Genomic DNA, 26,092 nt, shown 5'->3' on the forward strand with positions numbered 1-26,092 from the left:
CCGCCGCCCCCGCCGCCCCCCCCCCGCCCCCGGGCCGGACCCACCGATCCGTTCGAGGAAGGCGCCCGACCGTGGTGGACACCGCCGAGCTGCGCCGTGCCGCGGCCAGGGCCGTCGCGCTCGCCGACCGCGGCCGCCCCGCACCGACCCCGCCCGGCACCGGCCCGCACACCGAGCCGGGCACCGACCCGGAACGCGCCGCACGCGCCGACCGGGCGGCACGCGCCGACCGGGCCGCCGAACGCTGGCGCGCCCAGCGCCCGTTCGACACCCCGGGCTGGTTCGAACGCCGACTGGCCGCCGACGGGCTCCACCCCGACGACCTCGGCCGACTCCTGGGCGAGGACCCCGACCACCTCGCCGACCGCCTCGGCCCGCAACCCTGGGCCGACCGCCTCGCCGACGCCTACGAGCAGGCCCCCGGCGCCACCGCGCTGCCGATCCCCGACGAGCACCCCTTCGCCGCCCTCGCCGCCCCGCTGCTCGCCGCCGCGCGCGACCGCCTCACCGCCGGCGCGGCCACCCTCGGCCGGACCCCGCTCGGCACCCCCGACGAGCTCACCGCACGGCTGCTGCCCGCCCTCACCGGCACCGCGCACGCCATGGCCGTCCGCACCCTCATCGTCGAACTCCACGTCGCCCGGCTCACCGGACGCCTCACCGGCGACACCCCGCAGCAGCGCTACCAGCACTTCCTGCGCACCATCGCCGACCCCGCCGAAGCCGTCCGCATCCTCGCCGAACACCCCGTCCTCGCCCGGAGGCTCGCCACCGCAGCCGACCAGTGGGCCGACAACGCACTCACCCTGCTGCGCCGGCTGGCCGCCGACCTGCCCGACCTCGTCCGCACCTTCGCCGAAGGCACCGACCCCGGCCCGCTCACCGCGATCCGCACCGGCCTCGGCGACGCCCACCGCGGCGGAGCCACCGTCACCGGCCTCGAATTCGCCGACGGCACCCGGATCATCTACAAACCGCGCCCGCTCGACGTCGACGCACACTTCCAGCAGCTGCTCCGCCGCCTCAACCCGCACCTGCGGCTGCCCCTGCTGGAAGTGCCGCTGCTCACCCGCGACGGCTACGGCTGGATGGCCCACCTCACCGCCCGACCCTGCCGCGACGACACCGAACTGCGCGCCTTCTACCACCGCGCCGGCACCCTCACCGCCCTGCTCCACCTCACCGACGCCGTCGACTGCCACGCCCAGAACCTGCTCGCCGTCGGCGACCAGCCGGTCCTCATCGACCTGGAGGCCCTCCTCCACCCCGACCTGCGCGAACCCGAGAAGGACCTCGGGCACGCCGAACGCCTCGCCCGCCACGACGCCGCCCACTCCGTCCTGCGCTCCGGCCTCCTCCCGCAGCGCATGTGGGACGAGGACGGCAACGGCGGAACCGACCTGTCCGCCCTCGGCTGGGACCCGGAACGGCTGCCGCCCCGGCCCGCCCCCGAGGTGGTCGGCCTCGGCACCGACGACATCCGCATCGAGTACCGCCCCGCCCCGGTCGACGCCCCCGGCAGCCGCCCGGTGCCGCCCGGCCGGCCGCTGCACCTCGCCGACCACGCCGACGACCTCGACGCCGGCTTCACCGAGGCGTACCGCTTGCTGCTCGCCGACCGGACGCACGTCCGCGGCCTGCTGACGGCGTTCGCCGGCGACGAGACCAGGCTGCTGCGCCGCGACACCCTGGAGTACCGCAGCCTGCTCGCCACCGCCTGCCACCCCGACCTGCTGCGCGACGCGCTCGACCAGGACCGCCACCTCGACCGGCTCTGGGCGCTCGCCGCCTGGGAGGACGGCATCGCCGCCTTCGTCCCGCACGAGCGGGCCGACCTGTGGAACAACGACGTCCCGGTGTTCACCATCCGCCCCGACAGCACCGATGCCCGCTCCGCGGCCGGCGTCCGCATCCCCGGCGTCACCGACCGGCCGGCACTCGACGCCGCCCTCGCCAAACTCGACGCGTTCGGCCCCGACGACCTCGCCCGCCAGCGCCAGCTGCTGCGGCTCTCCGTCACCACCGCCGACGGCGCCGCCGAACCGCGTCGCACCACTGCCGGCCTGCCGACCGCCGCCACCGTGCGCACCGTGTCCGCTCCCGCACCTGCGTCCACGTCCGAACCCGGCGCGGTACCCGACGCCGCCGCGAGCGCCGTCGCCGCACGCGCCCTCGCCAAGGCCGCCGACGCCGCAGACCACCTGCTGCGCCGGGCCTACCGCGGGCCGGGCGACCTCGCCTGGACCGGACCCAACTGGGCCCCGCCCGGCCGGTGGGTCCCCGCCGAACTCGGACCCGACCTCTACAGCGGCACCGGCGGTGTCGTGCTCTTCCTCGACCGCCTCGCCCACCTCACCGGCGACCCCGCCCACCGCGCCGCGGCCGACGCCGCCACCGCCACCCTCCGGCGGCAGATCCGCCGCCGCGCCGACCGCCTCGGCGGCGGACTCACCGGCACCGGCGGCCTGCTCTACACCCTCGCCCAGCTGACCGCCGACCGGCCCGACCCGGAACTCGCCGCACTCGGCGACACCCTGGTCGCCCGGGCCGCGGCCACCGCCGCCGACGACACCTGGTACGACATCGTCAGCGGCAGCGCCGGCACCATCGGCGGACTCGCCGCCTGGGCCGCCGTCCGCCCCGGCGCAGCCGTCACCGACGCCCTCGCCCGCTGCGCGGCGCACCTGGCCGAGCAGGGCCGCCCCCACCCGGAGGGCGGCACCGGCTGGCTGCCGCAACCGCTCGCCGCGACCGCCGGCCGCCCGCTGGCCGGCTTCGCCCACGGCTGCTCCGGCATCGCCTGGGCGCTCGCCCGGGCCGCCCGGCTGCTCGGCGACCGGCGGTTCGCCGACCTCGCGCACGCCGCCCTCGTCCACGAGCGCACCCTCTACGACCCGGCCGCCGGGAACTGGCGCGACGTCCGCGCCGACGGCACCCCGGACGGCCCCTCCTACCCCGTGCTGTGGTGCCACGGCGCGGCGGGCGCCGCACTCGCCCGGGCCGAGACCGCCGACCTGCTGGACGACCCGGAGCTGCGTGCGGAACGGAAGGCCGCGCTCGCCACCGTCGCCGCCGACGGTTTCGGCCGGGACTTCTCGCTCTGCCACGGCGACCTCGGCAACCTCGACGTCCTGGCCGTCGCCGGCGAGCCGGACGCCCGCCGGGCCGCCGCCGTGCTCGACGACCTGGACCGCCGGGGCTGGGTGTGCGGCCTGCCGCGCGGCGTCGAGAGCCCCTCCCTGATGGTCGGCGTGGCCGGGATCGGGCACGGCCTGCTGCGGCTGGCGGCCCCCGACCGCGTACCGTCCGTTCTCGCGCTGCAACCGCCGCGGCCCGCGTGACGCCCCCGCCCGGGCCGCCCTCCGGCGGCCGCCGCTGCACCGGCAGGCCGGAAAACGGCTCGCCGGGCCCATGGCCCGGTGCGAGGATGGCGCACATGGCCCGGGTGTCCCTGGTACGCACCGCCGTTCTGCACACCGCCGACCTCGACGAGGAGACGCTCGCCGCGGCCCGCGGGCTTCTCGACGAGGTTTTCGCCCCCGAGATGACCGACGAGGACTGGGAGCACTGCCTCGGCGGCGTCCATGCACTGGTCTGGGAGGGCAGCGAGCTCGTCGGCCACGCCGCGCTGGTCCAGCGCCGCCTGCTGCACGCGGGCCGTGCCCTGCGCACCGGCTACGTGGAGGGCGTCGCCGTCCGCGCCGGCTCCCGCGGGCGCGGCTACGGCGCCGCGATGATGGCCGAACTCGAGCGGGTCGCGCGCCGCGCCTACGACCTGGCCGCCCTCGGCAGCACCGAACAGGCCGTCGCCTTCTACGCCGCCCGCGGCTGGCAGAGCTGGCTCGGCCCGACCTGCGCGCTCACCCCGCACGGCGTCGTCCGCACCCCCGACGAGGACGGCTGGATCCTCGTCCTGCCGCTGCACCCCGCCACCGAGGTGCCGCTCGACCTCGCCGGGGAGCTGGCCTGCGACTGGCGCGACGGCGACGCCTGGTGACCGCGCCCGGCCCCGCCGTGGCGAGGGTTCCGGTCGCGGGCCGCGGCGCGTAGGGTCACCGGCGACGGACCGTCAGGGCCGCCCGCCACCGCGACCCGGAGCACGGCGGCCGCACCGACCCCCGAAGGACACGGCGTGCGCTACGGCTATATCGGATCGATGCGGGTGAGGCCCGGCCACCGCGACGAGGTGGTGGACATCCTCCTCGGCGGCGCCGACGGCCTGCGGGCGGCCGGCTGCCACCTGTACGTGGTGAACGTGTCGGAGACCGACCCGGACATCATCTGGGTCACCGAGGTCTGGGAGAGCAAGGAGCACCACGACGCCTCGCTGAAACTGCCCGAGACGGCGGCCGCGATCCGGACGGCGATGCCCCTGCTGACCGGCGAGTTCACCGCGCAGGAGCTCACGGTCGCCGGAGGGCTCGGGGTATGACGGACACCGCCTCGGCCCCCGCCGCCCGGACGGCTTCCTCCCGGCCCGAATCCGGCCCCGAGGGAGGGCCGTTCGACGCCGTGCTCTGCGACATCGACGGGGTCCTGCGGCACTGGCCGCCCGCGGACACCCTGGACCGGGCCCACGGCCTGCCGCCCGGCACTCTCCTGGGCGCCGCGTTCGCCCCGGCGAGGCTGCACCCCGCGGTGACCGGCGCCGTCACCGATGCCGAGTGGCGCACCGCCGTCACCGAGGACCTGGCGGCGGTCTGCGGACCGGACCTGGCGCACGCGGTGGTCGCCGCCTGGTCCGAGCAGCTCCCCGAGGTGGACCGGGAGGTGGTGGCCCTGCTGACCGCCGCCCGCGCCCACGCCCGGGTGGCCCTGGTCTCCAACGGCACCACTCGCCTGGAGCACGACCTCGCCCGCCAGGGGCTCGCCGACCTCGCCGACACCGTGGTCAACACCGCCCGCATCGGCGCCGCCAAGCCGGACCCCCGGGTCTTCCTGGCCGCCGCGGACCGCGTCGGCGCCGCACCCGAGCGCTGCCTGTTCGTCGACGACACCCCCGGCCACGTGGCAGCGGCCCGCGCCGTCGGCATGACGGCCCTGCACTTTCGCCACCCCGACGACCTGCGCACCGCGCTCGCACCCCTCACCGGCCAGGTGTGACCACCGAGGTCCGCCGCCGCCCGATGCTGCGGTGACGGCGGACCGGATCGGGCGCCCCGACCGTGCACCGGGATCGGGCGCCCCGACCGTGCACCGGGATCGGGCGCCCCGACCGTGCACCGGGATCGGGGCGGGATCGGGATCGGGACCGGGCACCGCTCGCGGGCGCCGGAGACGGGCGGCAGGGGCGGGTGTGCGATCAGAATGGGCGGCATGGACGCTGATGTTCGCTCGTACATCGACGGGATCGACCCCGAGCACCGGCCGCTGTTCGACCGGGTGGACCGGCTGATCGTGGAGGAGTTCCCCGGGACGGTGCCGGTGCTCGCCTACGGGATGCCGACCTACCGGGTCGGCAGCCGCAAGCTCCACATCGGGGCGTGGCAGCACGGGATCTCGATCTACGGGTGGGGCGCGGACCGGGATGCCGGCTTCACCTCCCGGCATCCGACGCTGGTGAGCGGGAAGGCGACGATCCGGCTGCGCTCCGCGGACGCGGCGGACATCGACGACGGTGAACTGCGCGACTTCGTCCGCGCCGAGTTGACGGCCTGAGGCCCTGGCCCTGGCCCCGGTCCGGCCCCGGCCCCGGCCCCGGCCCCGGCTCGGGTTCCGGCTCCGGACGTCGGCGGGTGCCTCACGGCAGGTCGAGCTCCGTGCGGGCCGCCGCCACCCAGCGCAGCACGCCGTGGGACTCGGTGCTCTCGGCGAGCTGCGTGGCTTCCTTGAGCAGTGCGGCCGCGTCGTCGCGTCGTTCCTGCTGGGCGGCGAGGTGGGCGAGCCCGATCAGGTTCGCCGCGACCCCCGGCAGGAATCCCAGCTCCCGGCGGAGCCGGGTGGACTCCTCGAAGTGCGTACGGGCCTCGTCGAGCCGGCCGGCCATGTGCTCGGCGAAGCCGAGGTGCCGCAGGGCGTAGGACGCCGTCAGCCGGTCGCCGGCCCGGGTGGCGAGGTCCAGGGAACGTTCGAACGAGGGAAGGGCGGTCCCGGTGTCGTCGCGGACCACCTGGTGGAAGGCGCCCACCCAGAACACCGCCTCGCCCTCGCCCCGCACGTCGCCCAGCCGCCCGTACAGTTCCGCCGCACGCTCGAAGTGCTCCAGCTCCCGCACGTCCTCGACCCGCTCCTCCAGGAAGCGGGCGTGGATCACCCGGCCGCGGGCCAGCGCGAGGTCGGCCTCGACCCCGTCGAGGCCCCGGTCGGCGGTGGCGAGTGCACTGCTCTCGCCGCCGAAAACGGCACGTTCGTAGAGGAGTTCGGCCTGCTTGATTCGTTCGTCCGCTGTCATGACGTGATCGTATCGATCGCGCGCAGACCGGTCTGACGATCAGCCGATGCGCCGCGGACGCCTGATGTCGTCGCCGTGCGTCGGTGCGTGCCGGTGCAGGGCCGTGTCAGTGTGGGGGCGTGTCGGAGATCGAGTCGGCGGATGGGTGCGCAGTCGGACGTTGCGGCGGCGAGTGCGAGAGTCCTTACGCCTATCGCGTGCGCGGGATCGGCCGCAGCGGGGTGGTCCTGTGGATCGGCGGGGGCGATGAACCCGACCGGGTCGCGGCCCTGGCGGAGGGCGGTCGCCGCTGCGTGCCGCTGTTCGTGACCGTGCGGCAGGCTCGCCTGTACGCGAGCCGACGGGGCCACGGCCTGGCCACCTGTTCGGCCAACACCTTGGAACTCGCCCGCGTCCAGCACTGGCTGGCGGACCCGGTCCGCCGGCAGGTACCACCGGGCCCGGTGCTGAGCGCGTGGAACTTCTTCGAGGACCTCGCCCGCGGGCTCGACGCGGTCGACCGGCTGCCCCGACAGGGTGCGGTGCACAACAGCGCCTACGAGAAGCTGTTCGGGGGCGAGTGCCCCGGGTGGACTCCCGACGAGCGGCGCGCCGTCCTGGAGTTGATCACGGCCGGTGCGGAGCTGTGGACCTCCTGCCCGGTGATCGTCAGGCCACGGACGAGCGCCGTCGTGGACGGCGGAGGGCGGGCCGAGCGGGCGGGTAACACCGTTTCGGCGCGGCGGGTCGAGGCCGTGGAGGGAACTGCCGCGCGCGTCAGTGCTGCTTCAGGGCTTGCGCCACCGTAGTGCACCTCCGGAGCTGGTCGGCGGACAGACGGCGGGCGTCCCAGATGATCTCGGCAGCGTACGTCGTCGCCCGATCCTGTGCCGGGGCGGCGCCGGCCGGTTCGATGCCGGTCAGCGCGGCCAGGATGCCGGTGGGGATTCCCAGGACGGTGGCGAAGTCGGCCACCAGGTCCGGGGTGAGCGGGATGCGGCCGCGGCCGACGGCTCCGTACGTGGCTGCGGACCAGTACCGGCCGGTCAGGAGGAGGAACGTGCGGGCCGCGGCAGTCCGGCCGAGGTTCCGGTTCGCCGCCATGCGCATCAGCAGGGCACCGCCGCCCCCGTGCTCGTACCGCTCATAGGGCCGCGGTTCCGGGACGGGCCGCACGCGGGGCTCCTGCGGCAGTGACCGGACGAACCGCTGCAACTCGTCCCTGCGTTCCTGCGGCAGGACCACGGCCGTGCCGACGAGCCGGGGGATCCGCGGTGCGGCATTCCGGTCCAAAGGGCTCAGCTCGTCCGGCACCACCACGTCGGCGATCGCGAAGAGGTCCGCGGTGTGCAGGCCGAGGGCGGGTGCGAGCCGTCGGAGCTGTGCACCGGTGGGTGTCAAGCCGTCGAATACGGCGCGGAGTTCGGGCGCCGGGAGCCCGGCCGACCGGGCCAGGGCAGCGGTGTCCAGCCGCAGGTGGTCCGACAATCGCGCCACCAGCTCGCCGAAGCCCGGGAATGCCGTCATCCCGTCAGCCCAGGACCTGCCCGGTGCGCGGTCGCGACCGGTGTGCGCGGTAGAGGTCGCGGATCAGGGCGATCTCGGCGCCGTGGTGCAGGAGTTCCTGGTTGACCCACCAGACGATGTCGAGGAAGGGCTCCTCCGGGTCGCTGCCGTGCGGATAGGTGCAGAGTCCGACGGTGTCCAGGTCGCGGTCGTCGACGCCCAGCAGCGCCTTGCGCCAGGCGGCCGCCCCGGCGTCGAGGGCGGCGACCGCTGCTGTTGCGTCCGCGGGGACCGGGTGGTCGTCCCTGGTCAGGGAGTGGCTGCCGGCGGTGTGGTCGGCGCGCAGGGTGAGCATCTCGGTGAGGTGGCTCAGGCGCCAGGCGATCGTGGTGAACGGCGGCGGCCAGGGGTGCGGGTAGGACGCGGCATCCCGCCCCCACTCACCCGTTCCGGCCAGGAAGGTCGCACGCGGCCCCGGCCCGTCCGCCCGCCGCCGCAGCGACCAGCAGTCCGGCACCGGTTCCCAGAGGTACTCCTCGCCGGTCATCGCGCCGACCGGGATCTCCGTCCCGTCGCCGCTGTCCAGGGCAGGTCCCGACATCCGGTCGGCGAGACGCCGGTGCGCGAAGTCGAACTGATCGAGGAACGGGACCAGGCGGGACGGAATCACTGGACGCTCCGATGCGGGCTGCGACGGTCCGGGGTCGGACGTACTGACGGGCCAGCCTCGCAGACCCGGCACCGCACCGCCGCTCAATTTCCGCCGGGCCGCCGGGCCGCCGAGCTGCTGAGCTGCCGGGCCGTACGGGGCCTGGCCGCGTTGAGACTTGCGCCGGGAGGGGCGTGGACGTCGTACGGGTCGTCGCCCCTCCCGGCCCCGCTCAGGCGCTTTCGGTGGGGAGCCCCGCCTCGACCCAGTCCTGGATGCCCTCGCGGTACTTGCGGACATCGGTGTAGCCGAGGGCGGTGAGGCGGCCGGCGACCTGTCCGCTGTTCGGGCACGCCGGGTTGGAGCAGTAGGTGACGATCGCGGCACCGCGGTCGGGGAGCAGGGCGGCCGCCCGGGCGTCCACGTCGGCCGGCGCCAGCGCCAAGGCGCCGGGCAGGTGCTGCCGGGCGTAGTACTCACCGCCGAGCGCGTCGACGACGGTCACGGCGTCGGCCTTGATCGCTGCCGCCAGCTCGTCGCGGGTGATGAGTGCGGTCATGTCGCTACCTCCAAGGGAATCGGACTACAGTCCTCTTATGGCTCACGACAGTAACGGACCGCAGTCCGTTTCGGCAGTCCCGCTCGACCTGCTGCGCACGCCGCCGCCCAAGGAGCGCGCAGACGCGGCCCGCAACCGGGCCGCGGTGCTGGAGGCGGCCGCCCGGCTGTTCGCCGAGCAGGGCGTCGAGGCGGTGTCCATGGACCAGGTGGCTGCGGCCGCCGGTGTCGGCAAGGGCACGCTGTTCCGCCGCTTCGGCGACAAGTCCGGGCTGGCCGCCGCGCTGCTGGACGCCCGGGAACGCGTCCTGCAGGAGGGGATCCTGCACGGGCCGCCCCCGCTCGGCCCCGGGGCCCCGGCCGGTGAGCGGCTCGACGCTTTCGTCAACGCCTACTTCGGCTACCTGTTGGAGCACCTGGCCCTGGTCCGGATGTCCGAGACCGCCACCCCGGGTGCCCGGTACCGGATCGGGGCCTACCGGTTCTGGCACCGCCATCTGGCGATCCTGCTCGCCACGGCCCCCGACCCCGACCAGGCCGCCCACGCCCTGCTGGCAGGCCTCGCGGCCGACCACGTCGCCGCCCTCCTGCCGGAACTCGGCGAACAGCGGATGCGCAGCGGCCTGCTCCGCCTCGCCCACGCGGTGATGTGACAACCCGGACCGCGCCGGGCCGACGCTCGGACCCGGGGCCCGCGACCCCGACGGTCTGCGCGAAGCCCCGGCCGGCGCAGTGTCAGTGCTGGTCCAGTGTCAGTGCTGGTCCAGTGTCAGTTCTGCTCCAGCGCGGTCCGGGTGGCCGGACCGTACACCCCGGCAGGGTCCGCGGTGATCGAACGCTCCTGCTGCACCTCGCGGACGGCCTGCACGGTGGCGCTGTCGAAGGTGCCCGTCACCGCGACGTACGTCTTGCCCTGACCGAAGAGCAGCTGCTGGAGCCGTGCGACGGCGGGGCCGGAGTCCCCGGCGTGCAGCGTGCCCGATGCTGCCGCTGCCCGTCCGCCGCCCTGGTGGGTGGCGGTGCTCCCGTCCGGGGCGGGGGCCGAGACTACCGGTCGGGGGGCTGTCGCGGTCGGATTCGCGGCGCGGGGCGGGGAGGTGGTGGGGCCGCCGCCGGCCGGGGAGCCCGGGACGGGTGCGGGCAGGTCGGGTCGTGAGACGGTCGGCGCGGGTGCGGCGGAGGGCTCAGCCGGAGCCGGTCGCAGCAGCAGGAATGCTGCGCCGATCACGAGCAGCACCCCGAGGACCGCGGTCACCAGGCGGCGTCGGGCGGTCGCCGCGGGCGCGGTGTCGCGGGTCGGCCCCGGCGGCCCGCCGACGAGAGGGCCGGGCGCTGCTCCTGCCACCGTCGGCCCGGGGGGTCGGGTGGGTGCGCCGCTGCGGGCGATCCAGGCAGATGGGATCAGTACCGCGTCCGAACCGAGCCCGCGCACGAACGGCCGTACCAGCGTCTCGTCGTCGACCAGCCATGGCCGGTCCTCTGCCTGCCGCTGCGCCATCAGCTCCCCGTGCGCTCGGCCCGTCCGCTCGGCCCGGCCGTCCGGGGGCAGCCCGGCCGGCAGATCCGCTGCGCCGTGCACTGGGCGCGGCCGCCGGGAGAAGCTAACAGTCGGGGGGTGGCATCCCGTGGCGCGTCCGAACCTGAGTCCGGAGTGGTCGGTTCGGACTGCTCGCGAGCGAAGGCGGGTCGGCGCGGGGCGGTGGCCGACCGACCGGCGCCCTTCGCCGACCGCCGCCTGTCGGTCGGCTCAGGCCGAGGCGGCGGCCGGCTCCGAGGCAGCGGCCGGCTCCGAGGCAGCCACCGGCTCCGGGGCAGTCGCCTGCCGGGCCGCTGCGGCCTCGGCGAGCGCTGCGTCGATCCGACTGTTGCTGGTGAGGCGTGCGGCGACGAGCACCATCACGCCGAGGATCCCGGCACCGAAGAAGAACGGTGCGCGCAGCCCCGCCACGGTGGCCAGCCAGCCGCCGAACAGTGCGCCGAGCGGACCCGCGCTCAGCGCGAGCAGCCGTGCGGCCGCGGTGACCCGGCCCATCAGCTCGTCCGGCACGATCGCCTGCCGGATCGACGGGCCGAGGACCATGGTTGCGCCCATGGCCGCGCCGAGGACGACGAAGCCCGCGCCGGCGAACCAGGCGTTGGCCGAGAGCCCGATCCCCAGCAGTGCCACCGCCTCGACGAGGGCGGTGAGCGTCAGCGTCCCGCCCGTGCCCAGCCGTGCCGTCAGCCGTCCGGCGAGCGCGGTCCCGGCCAGGCCGCCGACCGCCTCCGTGGTCAGGAAGATGCCGTAGGCGGCGGTGCCCAGGTGGAGCGTCTCGTGGACGTAGAGGGCGAGGATCGCGCTGATGCCGAGGAAGGCGAAGTTCCCGATCGCGGGGCGCAGGGAGAGGCCGAGGAGCAGCCGGTTGCGGAAGAGGTGGGCGGCGCCCTCGCGCGCGTCCTTGAGGATCGGGCGGTGCGGCCGGGCCGGCTTGGGCGGCGTCCGCGGCAGCGACCGGATCACCAGCGAGCTGAACAGGAAGGAGACCGCGTCGGCGACGATCGGCACGGACCGGCCGAGGGTGAACAGGAAGCTGCCGGTCGGCGGCCCGACGAACCCCTCGAGGACCCGCTGGGTGCCCTGCAGGCGGGAGTTGGCGCGCTGGAGCGCATCCGCGTCGCGGCCGAGCAGTTCGGGCAGGTAGGCGACGGACGCGGTGTCGAAGAAGATCTGGCCGATGCCGAGCAGGAAGGCCGCGGCGAGGACGAGCCGGATGTCGGCGGCGCCCAGCGCCACCGCGGTGCCGACCGCGACGAGCAGGGCGAACCGGCCGAGGTCGGCCAGCCACATCACCCGGCGGCGGTCCCAGCGGTCGACCAGGGCTCCGCCCACCAGGCCGAAGCAGAGCCACGGCAGGAGGGCGCAGGCCTCCACCGCACCGAGCAGGACGGCGTTGTGCGTCAGGCTGAGCGCGAGGAGCGGCAGTGCGGAGGTGTAGATGCCGTCGCCCAGGGCGGAGATACCCGAGGCCGACCATATCCGGCGGAAGTCGGTCGGCATGGGGGATCGGAGGTCGCTCACGGCGTATCGGTTCCCTTCTCGGTGGCACGGTCGGCGGGCTCGCCGGTGGCGGCGGGGCCGGTGGATGCGGTGGGGGCGGCGGGTGCTGGTGCCGGGGCGCCGGGCGCGGTGTCCCCGGGCCGGTAGAACGCGAGGAGCAGATCGGCCGGTGCCTCGCCCGGTGTGCTGAGAGCGGCCAACTCCCGGACCAGGGACTCCAGTCGCTCCTCGAACTCCTCGAAGGCGGCCCGGCCGATCCGGACGTGCTTGAGCATCACCGTCCGCTGGTCGCGTGCCGTGGCCGCCTCCATGTCGGCGAGGGCGTGCCGGACCAGGTGCTCGGGCTCGCCCGCCCCGGGTTCGGGGAGCTTGATCGCCTTGGCCGCGATCGCGTAGTACTGCTCGGTCACGCCGCGGACCCGGCGCGTGTCCACCACGTGCACGATGCCGGCCTTCGCCAGCACCTTGACGTGGTAGTTGGAGCTGCCCTTGGCGATGCCGAGGCGCTCGGCGATCTGGGTGATGGTCGCGGGGCCGTCGCGCAGCACCCGCAGGACGCGGTGCCGCGGGAGGCTCCCGACGGCGTGCAACTGCTGGTCCGTCTCGATCTGGAGGACGTCCTCGGAGGGGTCTCGTTCGGTCACTCGTCAATGGTCAACATTTCTTGACCATCTGTCAAGAAAGAAGCCCGGCACTGCGGACGGCGTGGTCCGGGGCGCCGGGCGGGGGAGGGGAGAGGGGCGGGAGGGGCTGCGTCGGGTTGGGCGGGACGAATGGCGCGGGACGAGTTGATCGGGACGAGTTGAGCGGGACGAATGGGGCGGGACGAATGGGGCGGGACGGGTGGGGTCGGGTCTGGTCGGGTTGTGGTCTCCGGGCGGCGAGCCTCGCCGTCGGGGGGGGGGGTCACTCCCGCTGGTAGCGGCCCAGCACTGCGGCCGCGGCGGCGTAGACCGCGGCAGGCACGCCGTAGTCGGTGAGTGTCCGCACGGTCTGGTTCTGCGGCGCGAAGAGCCCGCGGGACCAGCCGGAGAGCCAGTCGGCGGCCGACCGGAACCAGTGCGCCACAGGGTTGCCCGGGTCCGCCCCGGCCAGGTCGAGCACGATCCAGACCAGCAGAACGATGGCGGCGGCGGCGACGGCCGTCCGCAGGAACGGTACGAGTCCTCTCATGCCGGGCGTGTTGCACGCCGGGGCCCGCTCAAACCACGCCGGGCGCCCGGCGTTCCGGGGCGGGTCGTCCGCCGGTGCCGGGTCGGGCCGGATTCGCGGCGCGGCGGGGGCCGCACCGGCAACCTGATGGAGACGCGGCCGCGCGGGTGCCGGTCCCGTGGTCAGCGAGCGTCCAGGCCCTCCAGCATCTGCGGCAACTCCCGGCTGTGGATGACCCCGAGGCTCCTCGTCGCGCGCGTGAGTGCCACGTAGAGGTCGTTCACGCCGCGGGTGTGCGCCGCGAGAATCTCCGTCGGTTCGACGACGAGGACCGCGTCGAACTCGAGCCCCTTGGACTGGGCGGCCGTCATCAGGACGACGGACGAATCCAGCGCCGTCGGACCGTCATGGCGGGCGACGCCCTCCAACTCCGCCAGATCGTCGATCAGTTCGGCCGGGAAGTCCGCGGCATGGATGATCGCCACCCTGCCGCCGTCCAGCGCCGCGATCTCCTTCTCGACCAGGGCGCGCAGGGCCGGCCCCCGGTCGCTCTCCGGGATCCGGAGGCTCCACGGGCGGATCCCGCCGCTGCGTACCGCACGGGGGGCGGCGAGCGCCGGGTCGACCGCCCGGAGGACGCCCTCGGTCGCCTGCATGATCTCGGCCGGCGTACGGTAGTTGACGGAGAGTTCCACCGTGCGCCAGCGTCCCGCGGTGTACTCGTCGAGAGCCGCGCCCCAGGAGCTCAGCCCGGCCGGCGCGCCGGTCTGCGCCAGGTCGCCCACGATCGTCATGGACCGGCCGGGGCAGCGGCGGGTCAGCATCCGCCAGTCCATCGGGGACAGCTCCTGCGCCTCGTCGACGATCACGTGCCCGAAGCCCCAGGTCCGGTCCTCGGCCGCGCGTTCGACCAGGGGGCGGACTGCCTCGGCGCCGCGGTACTGGCGGGCCAGCATCTCCGCGTCGATCTCGGCCAGCCCCTCGCCGAAATCCTCCAGGACGAGCTTCGCGAACTCCAGCTCCTGGGCCTCGGCGGCGGCGTCGGCCCGACGGGAGGCGATGCTGCCGGGCAGCGGGCCGAGCAGCTCGGCGGCCTCGTCGAGCAGCGGAACGTCGGCGGTCGTCCAGGCGGTCGCCACCCCGTCCGGGCCCGGGTGGTCGCGCAGCACGGCGGCGCGATCGGCCGCGGAGAAGTCCGGCATGGCGCTCGCCAGGAGCTCCGGGGAGCCGAACAGGGCGGTGAGCAACTGCTCCGGGCCCAGCCGCGGCCAGAGCCTGTCGGCCAGGGCCTGGAACTCGGGCTCGGTGACGAGGGCGTCGGCGAGGTCCGCCACATCGTCCAGGGCCATGTCGCCGCCGCGGTCCCTGGCGATCCGCAGGGCCAGCTCCGAGGAGAGCCGCTCCTCCAGGCCGGCGCGGGCGGCGTTGTGGGGCTCGCCCGTCCGGTGCGCGGCGGCGTGGGCCCGCTCGCAGAGGGCCCGGCCGATCCGGAGCTCCTCCTGGTGGGGCGACCGTCTGCCCACGGTGATGGTCCACGACTCCTCCGGCAGCTGCCGGAGGCCGTCCAGCGCGGCGGTCAGCACCTGGACCATGCGGGCGTCGCCCTTGACGGCGGCCGCCTCGGGCGTCCCGGCGTCGGTCGCGGTGACGCCCGGGTAGAGCGTGCCGATGCTGCTCAGTACGACCTCGCTCTCGCCGAGTGCGGGGAGCACCTGGTCGATGTAGCGCAGGAACGTCGTGTTCGGTCCGATGACCAGCACGCCCCGCTTGGCCAGCCGGTCGCGGTGGGTGTAGAGCAGGTACGCTGCGCGGTGCAGGGCGACCACGGTCTTGCCCGTCCCCGGGCCGCCCTGGACGACCAGCACGCCACTGAGGTCGGAGCGGATGACCCGGTCCTGTTCGGCCTGGATGGTGGAGACGATGTCGCCCATCCGCCCCGTCCGGGCCGCCGTCAGCGAGGCGAGCAGGGCGCCCTCCCCGCTGAGCTGCTCGGCGCCCCGGCCCTCGGCGGCGCCCACGCCGAAGGCGTCGTCGTCGAAGTCGACGATCGTCCGGCCCTTGCTGCGCAGGTGCCGCCTCCCCACCACCCCGCCGGGTGCGGCGGGCGTCGCCCGGTAGAAGGGCTCGGCGGCCGGCGCCCGCCAGTCGGTGAGGAGCGGCTCGTGGTCGTCGTCCGCCAGGGCGATCCGGCCGATGTACTGCCGCTCGCCGTCGGCGCTCTCGATCCGGCCGAAGCAGAGCCCGTACTCGGCGGCGTGCAGCTCCGACAGCCGCCGGACGTGGTGGATCTCCATGGTGTCGCGCTCCATGCGGGACTGGCGTGTCCCGCCCCTGTCCTGGAGATGGATCTCGCGCAGCCGGCCGGCCACGAGCTGCCGCTGGGTCTCCAAGTGGTCGTACAGCTGGCCGACGTAGGCGTTCTCCGTGCGGAGCTCTGCGGCGCGCCGGTCGTCGGCGGGCCGGGAGCCGTGGCCGCCCGCGCCGGTCTCGCCGCGGGGCCCGGTACGGACAGCGGAATCGAGTTCGTCTGAGGACGAGGGTGAGGACGAGGGTGAGGACGACGAGGGGGACGACGAGACCATGGCGGGCTTCCTTTGACTCAGGACTCTCGAATGATGGAGTGGGCTTTCCGGCCCGACGTTCCATCGGATTTCAGACGACCGATGCGGGCCTCGCGCCGGCGGCCGCGTCGAGCAGCAGCTTCGCGGCGGCCGCCGCACCGTCGGTGCGGATCGCGTCGGCCACGGCGCCCGCCCGCGCGCGGGTCATGGGGGCCAGGGCGGTGCCGAGCGCGGCCGTCAGGGACGCGGCGGTCGGCGCCGGACCGTCGTGCGCCGCGCCGATGCCCAGGCCGGCGACCCGGTCGGCCCAGTACGACTGGTCACCCGCCTGTGGCACCACCACCTGCGGCGCGCCGGCTCGGGCGGCCGTCGTCGTCGTACCCGCACCGCCGTGGTGCACCACGGCGGCGACCCGGCGGAACAGTGCCTGCTGGTTGACCTCGCCGACGGTGAAGCAGTCGTCCCGGCCGTCGATCGGCGCCAGGCCGGCCCAGCCGCGCCCGACGACGGCGCGCCGGCCGTGCGCGCGGATCGCCCCGATGGCCGCCCGGGCGGTGTCCTCGGGGACGCCGCGCATGCTGCCGAAGCCGACGTACACCGGTGGTGCGCCGGCCTCCAGGAACGCCACCAGCTCTGCCGGCAGCGGGCGTTCGTCCGGCCGGATCCATGCACCGGTGTGCACGACGTCGAGCTCCGAGGTCTCCTGCCAGGGGCCGAGCGCCGGGTCCGTCGCCAGCCACGGCCGGTCGGTGAGCATGAAGCTGCGGACGTCGTCCACCGGCGGCAGGCCGATCGAGGCCCGGTGGGCGTTGAGGGCCGTGCCGTGCATCGCGTTGAAGCCCCGGGCGTTCAGCTCCCACAGCACCCGGTTGTCCGTCCCGGCGGGCGGCGCCTGCTCGCCGGGCAGCAGCGCCGCCGGTGGTGCGTGGTGCGGCGACGGCAGCAGGAACGGGCAGAAGGTCGCGTAGACGTACGGAATGCCCAGCGCCTCGGCCGCCGAGCGCGAGGCGAAGTGCGCGAGGCCGGTCGCCAGCAGGGCGTCGCAGCCCTCGGCCGCCGCGGCGACGGCGTCGAACATCCCCGCCAGCTCCGACACCCGCCGGGCCGCGGCCCCGGCCGACGACGGCCGCACCATCGTGCCCATCGGCGGGCCGACCGGCACCAGCGGCACACCGGCACCGGCGAGCAGCTCGGCGAACTCCCGGTCCGGCGGCGCACACACCCGCACCTCGGCACCGAGCGCCCGTACCTGCACCGCCAGCGCCACCAGCGGCTCGACGTCCCCGCGCGATCCGTACGTCGACAACAGCACACGCACTCCGCAGATCCCTCATTTCCCCGGTTTCCGACCCAAGGCGACGATTGTGCGGCACGACCGGGGCCTTGCCGCAAGGCCCCCGGTGCGCTATAGGTTAGTAGTGGCAAGGAGTGGGTTTCCCTCCTTGCCTTTGCTGTTCCGTGGACGGACCGTCGCTGCGCGCAGAGGCTGCCGGGACGGGCGCAGCGACCGCCACCGGCCTGGCCGGTGCCGAACCGCACCTCGACCCGATCCGCACCCGACCGGATGCTCGAAGGGGGCCGCAGCCGCGATGACCGAGGCGCTGGACCTGTACGAGCGGCTGTGCGCCGACGACCCGGCGGACCATCGCGCGTGGATAGCCGCGCACGTCCCGGTGGACCTGCACCTGCAGGAATGGGGTGCGATCAGCGATTAGTTGAAGACGAACGCCATGTACGCGCTGGCCGATCCGGAGAATCACCCGCGGGCGGATTTCGACCGCGCCGTCGAGTTCTTGGTCGAGGCGATCGACTCCGGACGGATTCCGGCGTCGATGGGGATTGAGTGGCTGAGTGTCTACCTCACCACTGCCGACCGGTACGGCTGGTGCATTGAGCACCCGGAACTCGCTCCGGATTCGTTCGCGCGGCGCCTCCTGGGATGCCTTCCGGCAACGCGGTCGGAGGCTGTCGAACGTGCCGATCGGCTGCGTGTCGGCGGGCGGTGGTCGGCGATCGATCCAGGACGGATCAGCGCGCATGGCTGGCGATGATGTCGCTCCGGCTGGAGCTGGAACGGGCAGCGGGGCGGATCAAGGATCCACAACTCGCGGCCGAGATCGAGGAGTGGCTGGAGACCGTCCGCCATCTCGATGCCGCGATCGATTGATCCGCTCCTGCACCCCGGGACGGCGCGTGCCGTGCGGACGGTCGTGACACGGGCCGACAGCTGCCGGGTTCGCGAGGCCGTGCGGTGCCCGGTCGGCGCGGGAGCCGGGTGACGGGCGCCGGGCGCCGTGGTGCCGATCTCGTCGCCGGCGCGGTGATCGGCGGGTACGCTGCTGGCCGGCGGCGCCGGGGCCGCGGGTGTCCTGCACCGCGCCCGGCCGAACCGCTCCGGCGAGAGGAACACCGTGGTCAGCCTGAAGGACGTCGCCCAGCGCGCCGGAGTGTCGATCAAGACCGTCTCCAACGTGGTGAACGGCTACCAGCACGTCACGCCCGCCATGCGCGAGCGCGTCCAGCGGGCCATCGACGAACTGGGCTACCGGCCCAACCTGACCGCGCGCCACCTCCGCAAGGGCCGCACCGGGATCATCGCGCTCGCCGTCCCCGAACTCGGCAACCCGTACTTCGCCGAGCTCGCCGGCGCGGTGATCGACGCCGCCGCCGAGCACGACTACACGGTGCTGCTCGACCACACCGGCGGGCGGCGGGACAAGGAACTCCTGGTCTGCCAGGGCTTCCGCTCGCACGTCATGGACGGCCTGATCCTCAGTCCGATAGAGCTGGAGTCGGCCGACCTGCTCGCCCGCTCCGAGACGTCCCCCCTGGTGCTGCTCGGCGAGCGCGAGTACGACGTCCCGTACGACCACATCGCGATCGACAACGTCGCGGCCGCCCGGCTGGCGGTCGGGCACCTGGTCGGGCTCGGACGGCGCCGGATCGCCTTCCTCGGCGCCCGCCGGGAGAGTGCCCGGGAGCCGGCCCACCTGCGGCTGCGCGGCTGGCGGGAGGAGCTGACCGCGGCGGGGCTGCCGGCCGGCGACGACCTGGTGGTGGCCACCGACGCGTACGGGCGCGAGGACGGTGCACGGGCGATGGCGGCCCTGCTGGACCGCGGCGGCCGCCCCGACGCGGTGTTCGCGTTCAACGACACGATCGCGATCGGCGCCATGCGGGCGCTCGCCGACCGCGGACTGCGGGTCCCGGAGGACGTCGCCGTGGTCGGCTTCGACGACATCGAAGAGGGCCGCTACGCCGGGAGCCCGCTGACCACGATCTCCCCCGACAAGGAGGCGATCGCCCGGCTGGCGGTCGACTGCCTGGTCGAGCGCCTCGCCGGACCGCCGCCGGCCGAACCCCGGCGGGCCCGGCCCGGCCACCGTCTCGTCGTCCGCGAGTCGACCGCCGGCCGGTCCTGAACGGCTGAGCCGGTCTCAATCGGCCTTCGAGGCCGTCCCCGAGTCCACGGCCCCGGCGTCGTCGAACGGGCCGGCCGCGCCCGAGCCGCCGACATCTCCCGACTCGTCCGGCGCTCCTGCCGGTGCCTCCGCGGGCGCCTCCGGGGGGCTCAGCCGCAGCCAGAGCAGGAAGGCCGCGCCGAGGGCCAGCATGCCCAGGCCCGTCCACAGGTTGATCCGCACCCCCTGCGCCTTGGCGATCGCAGCCGGCCCGTCGAACGTCCCGACCGCGGTGAGGACGGCGCCGTACAGCACGAACAGGCCGCCGATCACCCGCCGGATGTCGAAGAGGCGGGCGGCTGTCGCAGAGGTCCGGGCGGGCTCGGGCGCGGTACCGGGAGTGGAGGCGTCGTCGGGGGCGGACCGCGGTCCGGGCAGCTCGGGGTCGGTCATCGGTGGGCTCCTTGAGGGTCGTCGGGCCGGGGGACAGGTGCCGTGGTGGGCTCAGGCCCAGAACGGGAGGTAGCAGCCGGCGGCCGCCACCACGGCCGCCCAGCCGAGCAGCGCCGGCCGGCGGTACCAGGCCCGGTCGCCGGGTTCGGGCGCGGGCGGGTGCTCGGCGACGGACGTACCGTGCACCAGACCGCTCAGCTCCGCGGCGGGCTTCGGCGCGGTCACCAGGGTCACCGCCACGCTCACCGCCGTCCCGGCCACGAAAGCGACGATCGACGACACGAAGTTGGCGCCCTGGTCGCTGGGGATGGCGATGACCCCGCCGCGGTACAGCCAGAAGTAGTTGACCATCGCGGCGGCCGTACCGGCGAGCAGACCCCAGAACCCCGCGGCGGGCGACATCCGCTTCCAGAACATGCCCAGGATGAAGACCGCGAACAACGGCACGTTGAAGAACGAGAACAGCGTCTGCAGGTACGCCATGATGTTGCTGAACGACGAGGCGATGAACGCCGTCCCGACCCCGACCGCGACACCCGCCACGGTCACCGCCCGGCCCACCCGCAGGTAGTGCGCGTCCGGCATGTTCGGCCGGATGTACGGCTCCCAGATGTCGGTGGTGAAGACCGTGTTGAACGAGGAGATGCTCGCCGCCATCCCGGCCATGAACGCGGCGAGCAGGCCGGTCACCGCGATGCCGAGCACGCCGTTGGGCAGCAACTCGCCCATGAGCAGCGGGATCGCGTCGTTGTACTGGAGATTGCCGCTGCCCAGCCCCGGCTCCACCACGGCCGCGATCAGCCCGGGCACGACCACCACCGCCGGGATCAGGATCTTCGGGAACGCGGCGATCAGCGGTGTCCGCCGGGCCGCCGACAGGCTCTTCGCGGACAGCGCCCGCTGCACCTCGGCGAAGTTGGTCGTCCAGTAGCCGAAGCTCATCACGAAGCCCAGACCGAGCACGATGGTCAGCCAGTTGGCGCCCAGCGGGTTCGCGCTGCCGATCCCCGTGCCGCCCCAGGCCGTGGTGAAGTCGTGCCCGTGCGCGCTCTCCAGGCTGCCACTCAGCCCGTGCCAGCCGCCCACCCGGCGCAGCCCGACCACCGTCAGCGGGATCAGCGCCGCCAGGATCACGAAGAACTGCAGCACCTCGTTGTAGACCGCCGACGACAGGCCGCCGAGCAGGATGTACGCCAGCACGAACGCGGCCGCCACCACGATCGACAGCCACAGCGACCAGCCCAGCAGCGCCTGCATGACGATCGCCAGCGCGTACAGGTTCACTCCCGCGATCAGCACCGAGGAGACGCTGAAGATGACCGAGCTGAGCAGGTGCGAGGACGGGCCGAAGCGGCGCAGCAGGTACTCGGGGACGCTGCGCACCTTCGAGCCGTAGTAGAACGGCATCATCACGATGCCGAGGAACACCATGGCGGGGATCGCGCCGACCCAGTACCAGTGCACCGTGGCCAGACCGTACTGGGCGCCGTTCGCGGCCATGCCGAGGATCTCCGTGGCGCCCAGGTTGGCGGCCACGAAGGCGAGTCCGGTGACCCAGGCCGGCAGCGCCCGGCCGGACAGGAAGAAGTCGAGGCTGGTGCGGACGGACCGGCGGGCGGCCAGGCCGATCCCGAGCACCACGGCGAAGTAGACGGCCAGGACGGCGTAGTCGACCCAGTCGACGTGCAGGCGCATCGCGCCTGCCAGGTGGTGCACGGGCATTCCCGGTGGCCCCTCTCCCCGGAGGCCGGCGGGCCACCGTACTGATCATCGGACAGAAACGGACGTCCGCCCGTCTGTTCGCCCCCGGCCGTTCCAAACCCGACCGCTGGTACCGGATCCGCAACCGGCACTCGGGGAAGGTCCTCGGCGTCGACCGGATGTCGACCGCCGACTCCGCCCAGGCCGTGCAGTTCGCCCACTCGGGCAAGGTGCTCGGCGTGGACGGGATGTCCACCGCGGACAGCGCCCGCGCGGTGCAGTTCACCGACAACGGCACCGACGACCAACGGTGGCGGCTGCGCTGATCCCGCCCTGCGGTGCGGGGCCGACCCTTGCGCGTGCACGATCACCGTGGCAGGGTTGGCCCCGCAACGCACCACCCACAGACATGACGAAGGATCGAAGTCCTATGGTCTCGGCGCCCATCAGCGGCCGCCGCCGGTACTGACCGGGCCACTCCTCGCAGTAGGCCCTCGGTACCACGCACGTCTCCTCACGGCGGCCCCACGGGCGGTGCCTGACGCACCGCCGCCGTCCCCGCGCGGGACGGCCCCGGCCCGGAAGCCGGGCCCGACAGGCATTCGCGCCCGCCCGACCGTCCCGCACGGCGGCGGCGCGCCCACCACGTCATCTCGTGAGGTCAACACCACCGTGGACACCAACGTCCAGAGCTTTGCCGTCGCCAACCTCCGCCGCCGTCCCGTCGTCGTCGAGACCGGGGGATTCGTCGCGGGGTTCGACCCCTCCACCACCAGCCCCTTCATCAACTACGCGACGCCGCTGCCCGGCACCGCACCCACCGCCGCGGACGTCGCCTCGCTCGTCACCGCGTTCCGCGAGCGCGGCCTCAAGCCCCGGCTCGAGTTCGCACCGGACGCCGCCCCCGCCGTCGAAGCCGCGCTGCACACGGCCGGCTTCACCGTCGAGGCGGTGCACGAGTACCTCGTCTGCACCCCGGACACCCTGACGGTGCCCCAACTCACGGACGGGACCGGCCCGCTGGTCGAGATCCCGGCCGACGACGCGGACTTCACCACCATCGACGCGGCCCTGTCCGAGGCCTTCAGCGGGGAGTTCGGCTCCTCGCCGGAGGGCGCGGCCCGGCTGCGCCGCACCGAGGAGAGCGGCGGGGCCGTGCGCTTCGTCCGGGCCCCCGACGGGAGCTGCGCGGGTGGCGCGTGCTGCTCCGCACCGGCCGTCGGCACCTGCGAACTCGCCGGTGTCGGCACCCGGCCGGCGTTCCGCGGCCGCGGCATCGCCGCGGCGGTCACGGCAGCGCTCAGCGCCACCATGTTCGACCGCGGCGCCGCCTCGGTCTGGCTGGAGTACTCCGGCGAGGGCTCCCGCCGGGTCTACGAGCGGGTCGGCTTCCGCCCGCGGGGCACCCGCCTCTACATCGCGCTGGAGTCCTGAGGCCAGGGGCGGCGGGCCGCGGCTCCGGCCGCGCTCCGCCGCCCGCACCCGGCCCCGGTCACGGGTTGCCCGCCGTCGGGGCCGCCCTCACGAGGCGTCCCGCATCAGCCGGCGCAACCCCTTGCGGTCGTAGTAGGCGCTCATGCCGAAGCCCAGCAGCAGCGCCAGCACGGTGCCCACGCCGATCATCGTCCAGGCACGGGAGAGACCGGCGTCGGCCCGTGCGTCGAAGTAGAGGATCGCCCGGATGCCGTCGCTGAGCTGCCGCATCGGCTCGAAGTGCGCCAGGAAGCGGTAGAACGTCGGCAGCGCCTGCAGCGGAATGGTCGCGCCGGAGGACGGCAGCGCCAGCACGATGAACACGAACATGCTGACCAGCTGCCCGATCCCGCCGAACGTGGCGTTGATCGCCTGGACGCCCAGCCCGACCGCCGCGCTGGCGCAGAACGAGAAGAGGAACAGCAGCGGCAGGTGCCCGGCGTCCATGTCGAGGATCCCGATCGTGACCGCCATGATCAGCCCGGAGGTCAGCACCGCGAGCGCGAGACTCATCACCGACTTCACCACGAAGGTCCGGGTCCGGGTGATCGGGATGGTGGGACGGCGGGTGTGCCACGGCCCGAGCTCGTTGTCCGCATAACCGAGGCCGACGTCCACGCCGTTGCCGATGATGTTGCCGCCGAGGAACCCGGCCAGCACCAGCAGCAGGGTGTAGTAGAACGCGCTGAGGCCGAGCCCGCTGTGCGAGCCGATCGGATGGCCGACCTCGGTGGTCACGGTCACCGGGTCGGCCAGCAGCAGCGCCGCCGCGCTGCTCACCGGCGTGCCCGCGGACGCCGCGGTGGCGGTGAGCTGCTTGCCGAGCTGGAGCGACGCCTGATGGGCCGCCTGCTGGGCGACGCTGCTGGCGAACGAGGAGGCCAGGCTGCCGGAGCCCGGGTTGGTCAGCACCCGCATGACGGGCCGCGGCGGTGACTGCCCGGCCGGTGTGCCGAGCGCGGCGACCGACGCGGTGAAGTCCGCCGGGACCTCCAGCACCCCGTACAGCTGGTTGGAGGCGAGCCGCTCCTGGGCGGCGGCGGGGGAGAGGACCTCCCAGTTGGTGCGGTCGTCCGGGTCGGGGGCGCCGGCGATGCCCGCGGTGATCCGCGCCCCGAGGTTCTCCTGGCGGCCGTTCAGGACCGCCCCGCGGTCGGCGTTCACCAGCCCGATCGGCAGCCTGTGGAGATCGGCGCGGGGGTTCAGGATCCCGCCCATGTAGAACAGGGAGAGCAGGAACGAGACCACGCCGACCAGCACGGTGGGGATGATCCAGATCTTGGGGTTGCCCAGCACCTGCCGGGCGGTCGCGCCGTAGGAGCGGTCGAACGGTTTCATCGCGCTGTCTCCCGGGTCGTCGCCGTCCCGGCCGGCCGCGGGGAGCCGCCCGGGGGAGCCGCCCACGGGCCGCCGACACGACGCTACGCCGCCGGGCCGTGCGCACCGCCGACGACGGGCCGCGGGTCCCGCCTGTCACCCGGTCGGCGGCCCCCGGGCCCGGCCCGGGGCCCGGGGGCATCCGTGCCGACGGGCCGGCCGGTGCAGCGCGCCACATGGCCTCACGCCACGTGCGGACCACCCGACCGGACGACGTCCTTGCCGCCATCGGTGACGTCCTGGCCGCGACCGGCCCCATGATTGGGAGCGCTCTCTATCTCCGCGGCGCCGTGCGGCGGACGAGTGCCGCCGGCATCCCCGCGCCGAGAGCTCTTCGCCGAGCCCTTCCCTGCATGATGCGACGTCAGTAGCGGCTTCCGTCAGGAGAGTCCGCGAATATCTGCCGAGCCGGCGCGAGTCATTGACATGCTCAGTGCTCTGGCGCAGTCTGAGAGCGCTCTCATCCATTGGGAGCCGCAGCGCCCGCCCGGCATGCCCGTACGGCACCCCTCTGCCCGGACGAACCCGGGGCCGCCCCCACGGCCCCGTCCCCCACCCGAGGAGAACGCCCATGGGAACGAGACGAGCACCGTCCCTCCGCCGGAGCGCGCCGGTTGCCGCGCTGGCGCTGGTCGGCGCCGCCGGGCTCACCGTCGCCGCGCCCGGCACCCGGGCCGACGCCGCCGTGCCGGCCACCATCCAGCTCACCGTCACCAACAACTCCGGCCGCAGCGAGCCGGTCTACCTCTACGACCTCGGCACCCAACTGTCCACCGGCAAGCAGGGCTGGGCCGACGCCGGCGGTACGTTCCACGCCTGGCCGGCCGGTGCCAACCCGCCCGCGCCGGCGCCCGACGCGGCGATCGCCGGGCCGGCCCCCGGCACCTCCACGACGATCCGCATCCCCAAGTTCTCCGGCCGGATCTACTTCTCCTACGGGCGGAAGCTGGTCTTCAAGCTGGCCACCGGCGGGCTCGTCCAGCCGGCCGTGCAGAACCCGACCGACCCCAACCACGACATCCTGTTCAACTGGTCCGAGTACACCCTCAACGACGCCGGGCTGTGGATCAACAGCACCCAGGTCGACATGTTCTCGGCGCCGTACGCCGTCGGCGTCAAGGCCGGCAACGGCACCGTGCGCAGCACCGGCCACCTCAAGGCCGGCGGCTACCAGGGCGTCTACAACGCGCTGCGCGCCCGTTCCGGCGGCTGGGCCAACCTGATCCAGACCCGTTCGGACGGCACGGTGCTGCGGGCCCTCGCGCCCGGCCACGGCATCGAGGGCGGCGCGCTGCCCGCGAACGTGATGAGCGACTACGTGAACCGGGTCTGGGCCAAATACGCGAACAGCACGCTGGCCGTCACCCCGTTCGCGGACCAGCCGAACACGAAGTACTTCGGCCGCGTCTCCGGCTCCACCATGACCTTCACCAACTCCGCGGGCGCGGTGGTCACCAGCTTCCAGAAGCCGGACTCCGACAGCATCTTCGGCTGCTACAAGCTGCTCGACGCCCCCAACGACCTGGTGCGCGGCCCGATCTCCCGCACGCTGTGCGCCGGCTACAACCGCACCACCCTGCTGACCAACCCGAACCAGCCGGACACCTCCGGCGCCGGCTTCTACCAGGATGCCGTGACCAACCAGTACGCCCGCACGATCCACGCGCAGATGGCCGACGGCAATGCGTACGCCTTCGCCTTCGACGACGTCGGCCACCACGAGTCGCTGGTCAACGACGGCAGCCCGCAGCAGGCGTACCTGACGCTCGACCCGTTCAGCTGACGGGTCGTGCGCACGGTCGGCGCTCGGCGCGCCGCACGTGCGCGGCGGGGCTGCCGGCAACGGTGCCGGCA

Annotated in this window: 25 protein-coding genes and 1 pseudogene; 13 read left to right on the plus strand and 13 right to left on the minus strand. The window is 74.3% G+C overall.

The features are described from left to right. Positions 1-71 precede the first annotated feature (71 nt). The 5 genes from ACFV0G_RS09835 (at position 72) to ACFV0G_RS09855 (ending at position 5,658) form a co-directional block, all read left to right on the plus strand. Positions 72-3,341 (plus strand): type 2 lanthipeptide synthetase LanM family protein, encoded by a 3,270-nt coding sequence (locus tag ACFV0G_RS09835; protein WP_380544498.1) that lies wholly within the window; start codon positions 72-74, stop codon positions 3,339-3,341. A gap of 95 nt (positions 3,342-3,436) precedes the next feature. Beyond that, entirely contained in the window at positions 3,437-3,997 is a 561-nt protein-coding gene (locus ACFV0G_RS09840) for a GNAT family N-acetyltransferase (RefSeq protein WP_380544501.1), read from the plus strand. A 135-nt stretch (positions 3,998-4,132) separates the two neighbouring features. Beyond that, entirely contained in the window at positions 4,133-4,432 is a 300-nt protein-coding gene (locus ACFV0G_RS09845; protein ID WP_380544504.1) for a putative quinol monooxygenase, read from the plus strand. Beyond that, on the plus strand, positions 4,429-5,103 hold the full coding sequence (locus ACFV0G_RS09850; protein ID WP_380544507.1) for an HAD family hydrolase: 675 nt from the start codon (positions 4,429-4,431) through the stop codon (positions 5,101-5,103). The genes ACFV0G_RS09845 and ACFV0G_RS09850 overlap by 4 nt, the downstream gene beginning before the upstream one ends. A 213-nt stretch (positions 5,104-5,316) precedes the next feature. Then, positions 5,317-5,658 (plus strand): DUF1801 domain-containing protein, encoded by a 342-nt coding sequence (locus ACFV0G_RS09855; protein ID WP_380544510.1) that lies wholly within the window; start codon positions 5,317-5,319, stop codon positions 5,656-5,658. An 82-nt stretch (positions 5,659-5,740) separates the two neighbouring features. Here the strand turns inward: ACFV0G_RS09855 and ACFV0G_RS09860 are convergent, their stop codons facing one another. Continuing rightward, positions 5,741-6,391 carry a tetratricopeptide repeat protein gene (locus tag ACFV0G_RS09860; protein WP_380544513.1) on the minus strand — a complete coding sequence of 217 codons (651 nt, stop codon included), beginning with the start codon at positions 6,389-6,391 and terminating at the stop codon, positions 5,741-5,743. Positions 6,392-6,588: 197 nt separating this feature from the next. Here ACFV0G_RS09860 and ACFV0G_RS09865 point away from each other — a divergent pair, with 197 nt between their 5' ends. After that, positions 6,589-7,179 carry a hypothetical protein gene (locus ACFV0G_RS09865; protein ID WP_380544516.1) on the plus strand — a complete coding sequence of 197 codons (591 nt, stop codon included), beginning with the start codon at positions 6,589-6,591 and terminating at the stop codon, positions 7,177-7,179. On the opposite strand, the gene ACFV0G_RS09870 is transcribed toward ACFV0G_RS09865, so the two are convergent. From ACFV0G_RS09870 to ACFV0G_RS09880, 3 genes are all read right to left on the minus strand, one after another. Then, positions 7,148-7,897, minus strand: a complete 750-nt coding sequence (locus ACFV0G_RS09870) for a hypothetical protein (protein WP_380544519.1) — start codon at positions 7,895-7,897, stop codon at positions 7,148-7,150. The two genes, ACFV0G_RS09865 and ACFV0G_RS09870, sit on opposite strands and share 32 nt — an antisense overlap. Positions 7,898-7,901: 4 nt before the next feature. After that, positions 7,902-8,546, minus strand: coding sequence for a DinB family protein (locus ACFV0G_RS09875; protein ID WP_380544522.1), 645 nt, complete (start codon positions 8,544-8,546; stop codon positions 7,902-7,904). Between the two features lie 211 nt (positions 8,547-8,757). Further along, a complete protein-coding gene (locus ACFV0G_RS09880; protein WP_380544525.1) occupies positions 8,758-9,084 on the minus strand; it encodes a rhodanese-like domain-containing protein in 327 nt (108 codons plus the stop codon). 37 nt (positions 9,085-9,121) lie between these two features. On the opposite strand from ACFV0G_RS09880, the gene ACFV0G_RS09885 reads away from it, so the two are divergent. Continuing rightward, complete coding sequence (locus ACFV0G_RS09885) at positions 9,122-9,736, plus strand: TetR/AcrR family transcriptional regulator (RefSeq protein ID WP_380544528.1); 615 nt, start codon at positions 9,122-9,124, stop codon at positions 9,734-9,736. 116 nt (positions 9,737-9,852) lie between these two features. On the opposite strand, the gene ACFV0G_RS09890 is transcribed toward ACFV0G_RS09885, so the two are convergent. From ACFV0G_RS09890 to ACFV0G_RS09915, 6 genes are all read right to left on the minus strand, one after another. Next, positions 9,853-10,581, minus strand: a complete 729-nt coding sequence (locus tag ACFV0G_RS09890) for a peptidoglycan-binding protein (protein ID WP_380544531.1) — start codon at positions 10,579-10,581, stop codon at positions 9,853-9,855. Positions 10,582-10,830: 249 nt separating this feature from the next. After that, positions 10,831-12,141 carry an MFS transporter gene (locus ACFV0G_RS09895; protein WP_380544534.1) on the minus strand — a complete coding sequence of 437 codons (1,311 nt, stop codon included), beginning with the start codon at positions 12,139-12,141 and terminating at the stop codon, positions 10,831-10,833. Beyond that, complete coding sequence (locus tag ACFV0G_RS09900) at positions 12,138-12,764, minus strand: ArsR/SmtB family transcription factor (protein WP_380544537.1); 627 nt, start codon at positions 12,762-12,764, stop codon at positions 12,138-12,140. The genes ACFV0G_RS09895 and ACFV0G_RS09900 overlap by 4 nt, the downstream gene beginning before the upstream one ends. A gap of 262 nt (positions 12,765-13,026) precedes the next feature. Further along, entirely contained in the window at positions 13,027-13,293 is a 267-nt protein-coding gene (locus tag ACFV0G_RS09905; RefSeq protein ID WP_380544539.1) for a hypothetical protein, read from the minus strand. A 161-nt stretch (positions 13,294-13,454) separates the two neighbouring features. Beyond that, on the minus strand, positions 13,455-15,854 hold the full coding sequence (locus ACFV0G_RS09910; RefSeq protein ID WP_380544542.1) for a HelD family protein: 2,400 nt from the start codon (positions 15,852-15,854) through the stop codon (positions 13,455-13,457). A 70-nt stretch (positions 15,855-15,924) separates the two neighbouring features. Continuing rightward, entirely contained in the window at positions 15,925-17,151 is a 1,227-nt protein-coding gene (locus tag ACFV0G_RS09915) for a glycosyltransferase (protein ID WP_380544546.1), read from the minus strand. A 271-nt stretch (positions 17,152-17,422) separates the two neighbouring features. Between ACFV0G_RS09915 and ACFV0G_RS09920 the strand changes: the two genes are divergently transcribed. The 3 genes from ACFV0G_RS09920 (at position 17,423) to ACFV0G_RS09930 (ending at position 19,255) form a co-directional block, all read left to right on the plus strand. Continuing rightward, positions 17,423-17,548: a hypothetical protein gene (locus ACFV0G_RS09920; RefSeq protein ID WP_380544549.1), complete on the plus strand. Its 126-nt coding sequence runs from the start codon at positions 17,423-17,425 to the stop codon at positions 17,546-17,548. Then, positions 17,549-17,884, plus strand: coding sequence for a hypothetical protein (locus ACFV0G_RS09925; protein WP_380544551.1), 336 nt, complete (start codon positions 17,549-17,551; stop codon positions 17,882-17,884). It begins immediately after the preceding gene. Positions 17,885-18,244: 360 nt separating this feature from the next. Further along, positions 18,245-19,255 (plus strand): LacI family DNA-binding transcriptional regulator, encoded by a 1,011-nt coding sequence (locus ACFV0G_RS09930; RefSeq protein ID WP_380544554.1) that lies wholly within the window; start codon positions 18,245-18,247, stop codon positions 19,253-19,255. A gap of 15 nt (positions 19,256-19,270) precedes the next feature. Here ACFV0G_RS09930 and ACFV0G_RS09935 read toward each other — a convergent pair whose 3' ends face one another. Beyond that, on the minus strand, positions 19,271-19,687 hold the full coding sequence (locus ACFV0G_RS09935; RefSeq protein ID WP_380544557.1) for a hypothetical protein: 417 nt from the start codon (positions 19,685-19,687) through the stop codon (positions 19,271-19,273). Positions 19,688-19,738: 51 nt separating this feature from the next. Next, positions 19,739-21,403: a sodium:solute symporter family protein gene (locus tag ACFV0G_RS09940; protein ID WP_380544560.1), complete on the minus strand. Its 1,665-nt coding sequence runs from the start codon at positions 21,401-21,403 to the stop codon at positions 19,739-19,741. 107 nt (positions 21,404-21,510) lie between these two features. On the opposite strand from ACFV0G_RS09940, the pseudogene ACFV0G_RS09945 reads away from it, so the two are divergent. Together ACFV0G_RS09945 and ACFV0G_RS09950 are read left to right on the plus strand one after the other, a co-directional pair. Next, positions 21,511-21,714, plus strand: a pseudogene (locus tag ACFV0G_RS09945) (RICIN domain-containing protein); the annotation flags it as partial. Between the two features lie 346 nt (positions 21,715-22,060). Beyond that, positions 22,061-22,822 (plus strand): GNAT family N-acetyltransferase, encoded by a 762-nt coding sequence (locus ACFV0G_RS09950; RefSeq protein WP_380544563.1) that lies wholly within the window; start codon positions 22,061-22,063, stop codon positions 22,820-22,822. 87 nt (positions 22,823-22,909) lie between these two features. Here the strand turns inward: ACFV0G_RS09950 and ACFV0G_RS09955 are convergent, their stop codons facing one another. Further along, positions 22,910-24,199: a DUF3533 domain-containing protein gene (locus tag ACFV0G_RS09955; protein ID WP_380544566.1), complete on the minus strand. Its 1,290-nt coding sequence runs from the start codon at positions 24,197-24,199 to the stop codon at positions 22,910-22,912. A 610-nt stretch (positions 24,200-24,809) separates the two neighbouring features. Here ACFV0G_RS09955 and ACFV0G_RS09960 point away from each other — a divergent pair. Next, a complete protein-coding gene (locus tag ACFV0G_RS09960; protein ID WP_380544569.1) occupies positions 24,810-26,021 on the plus strand; it encodes a beta-1,3-glucanase family protein in 1,212 nt (403 codons plus the stop codon). The last annotated feature ends 71 nt before the right edge of the window (positions 26,022-26,092 follow it).

The organism is Kitasatospora sp. NPDC059571 (assembly GCF_042735675.1).
Classification (GTDB): Bacteria; Actinomycetota; Actinomycetes; order Streptomycetales; family Streptomycetaceae; genus Kitasatospora.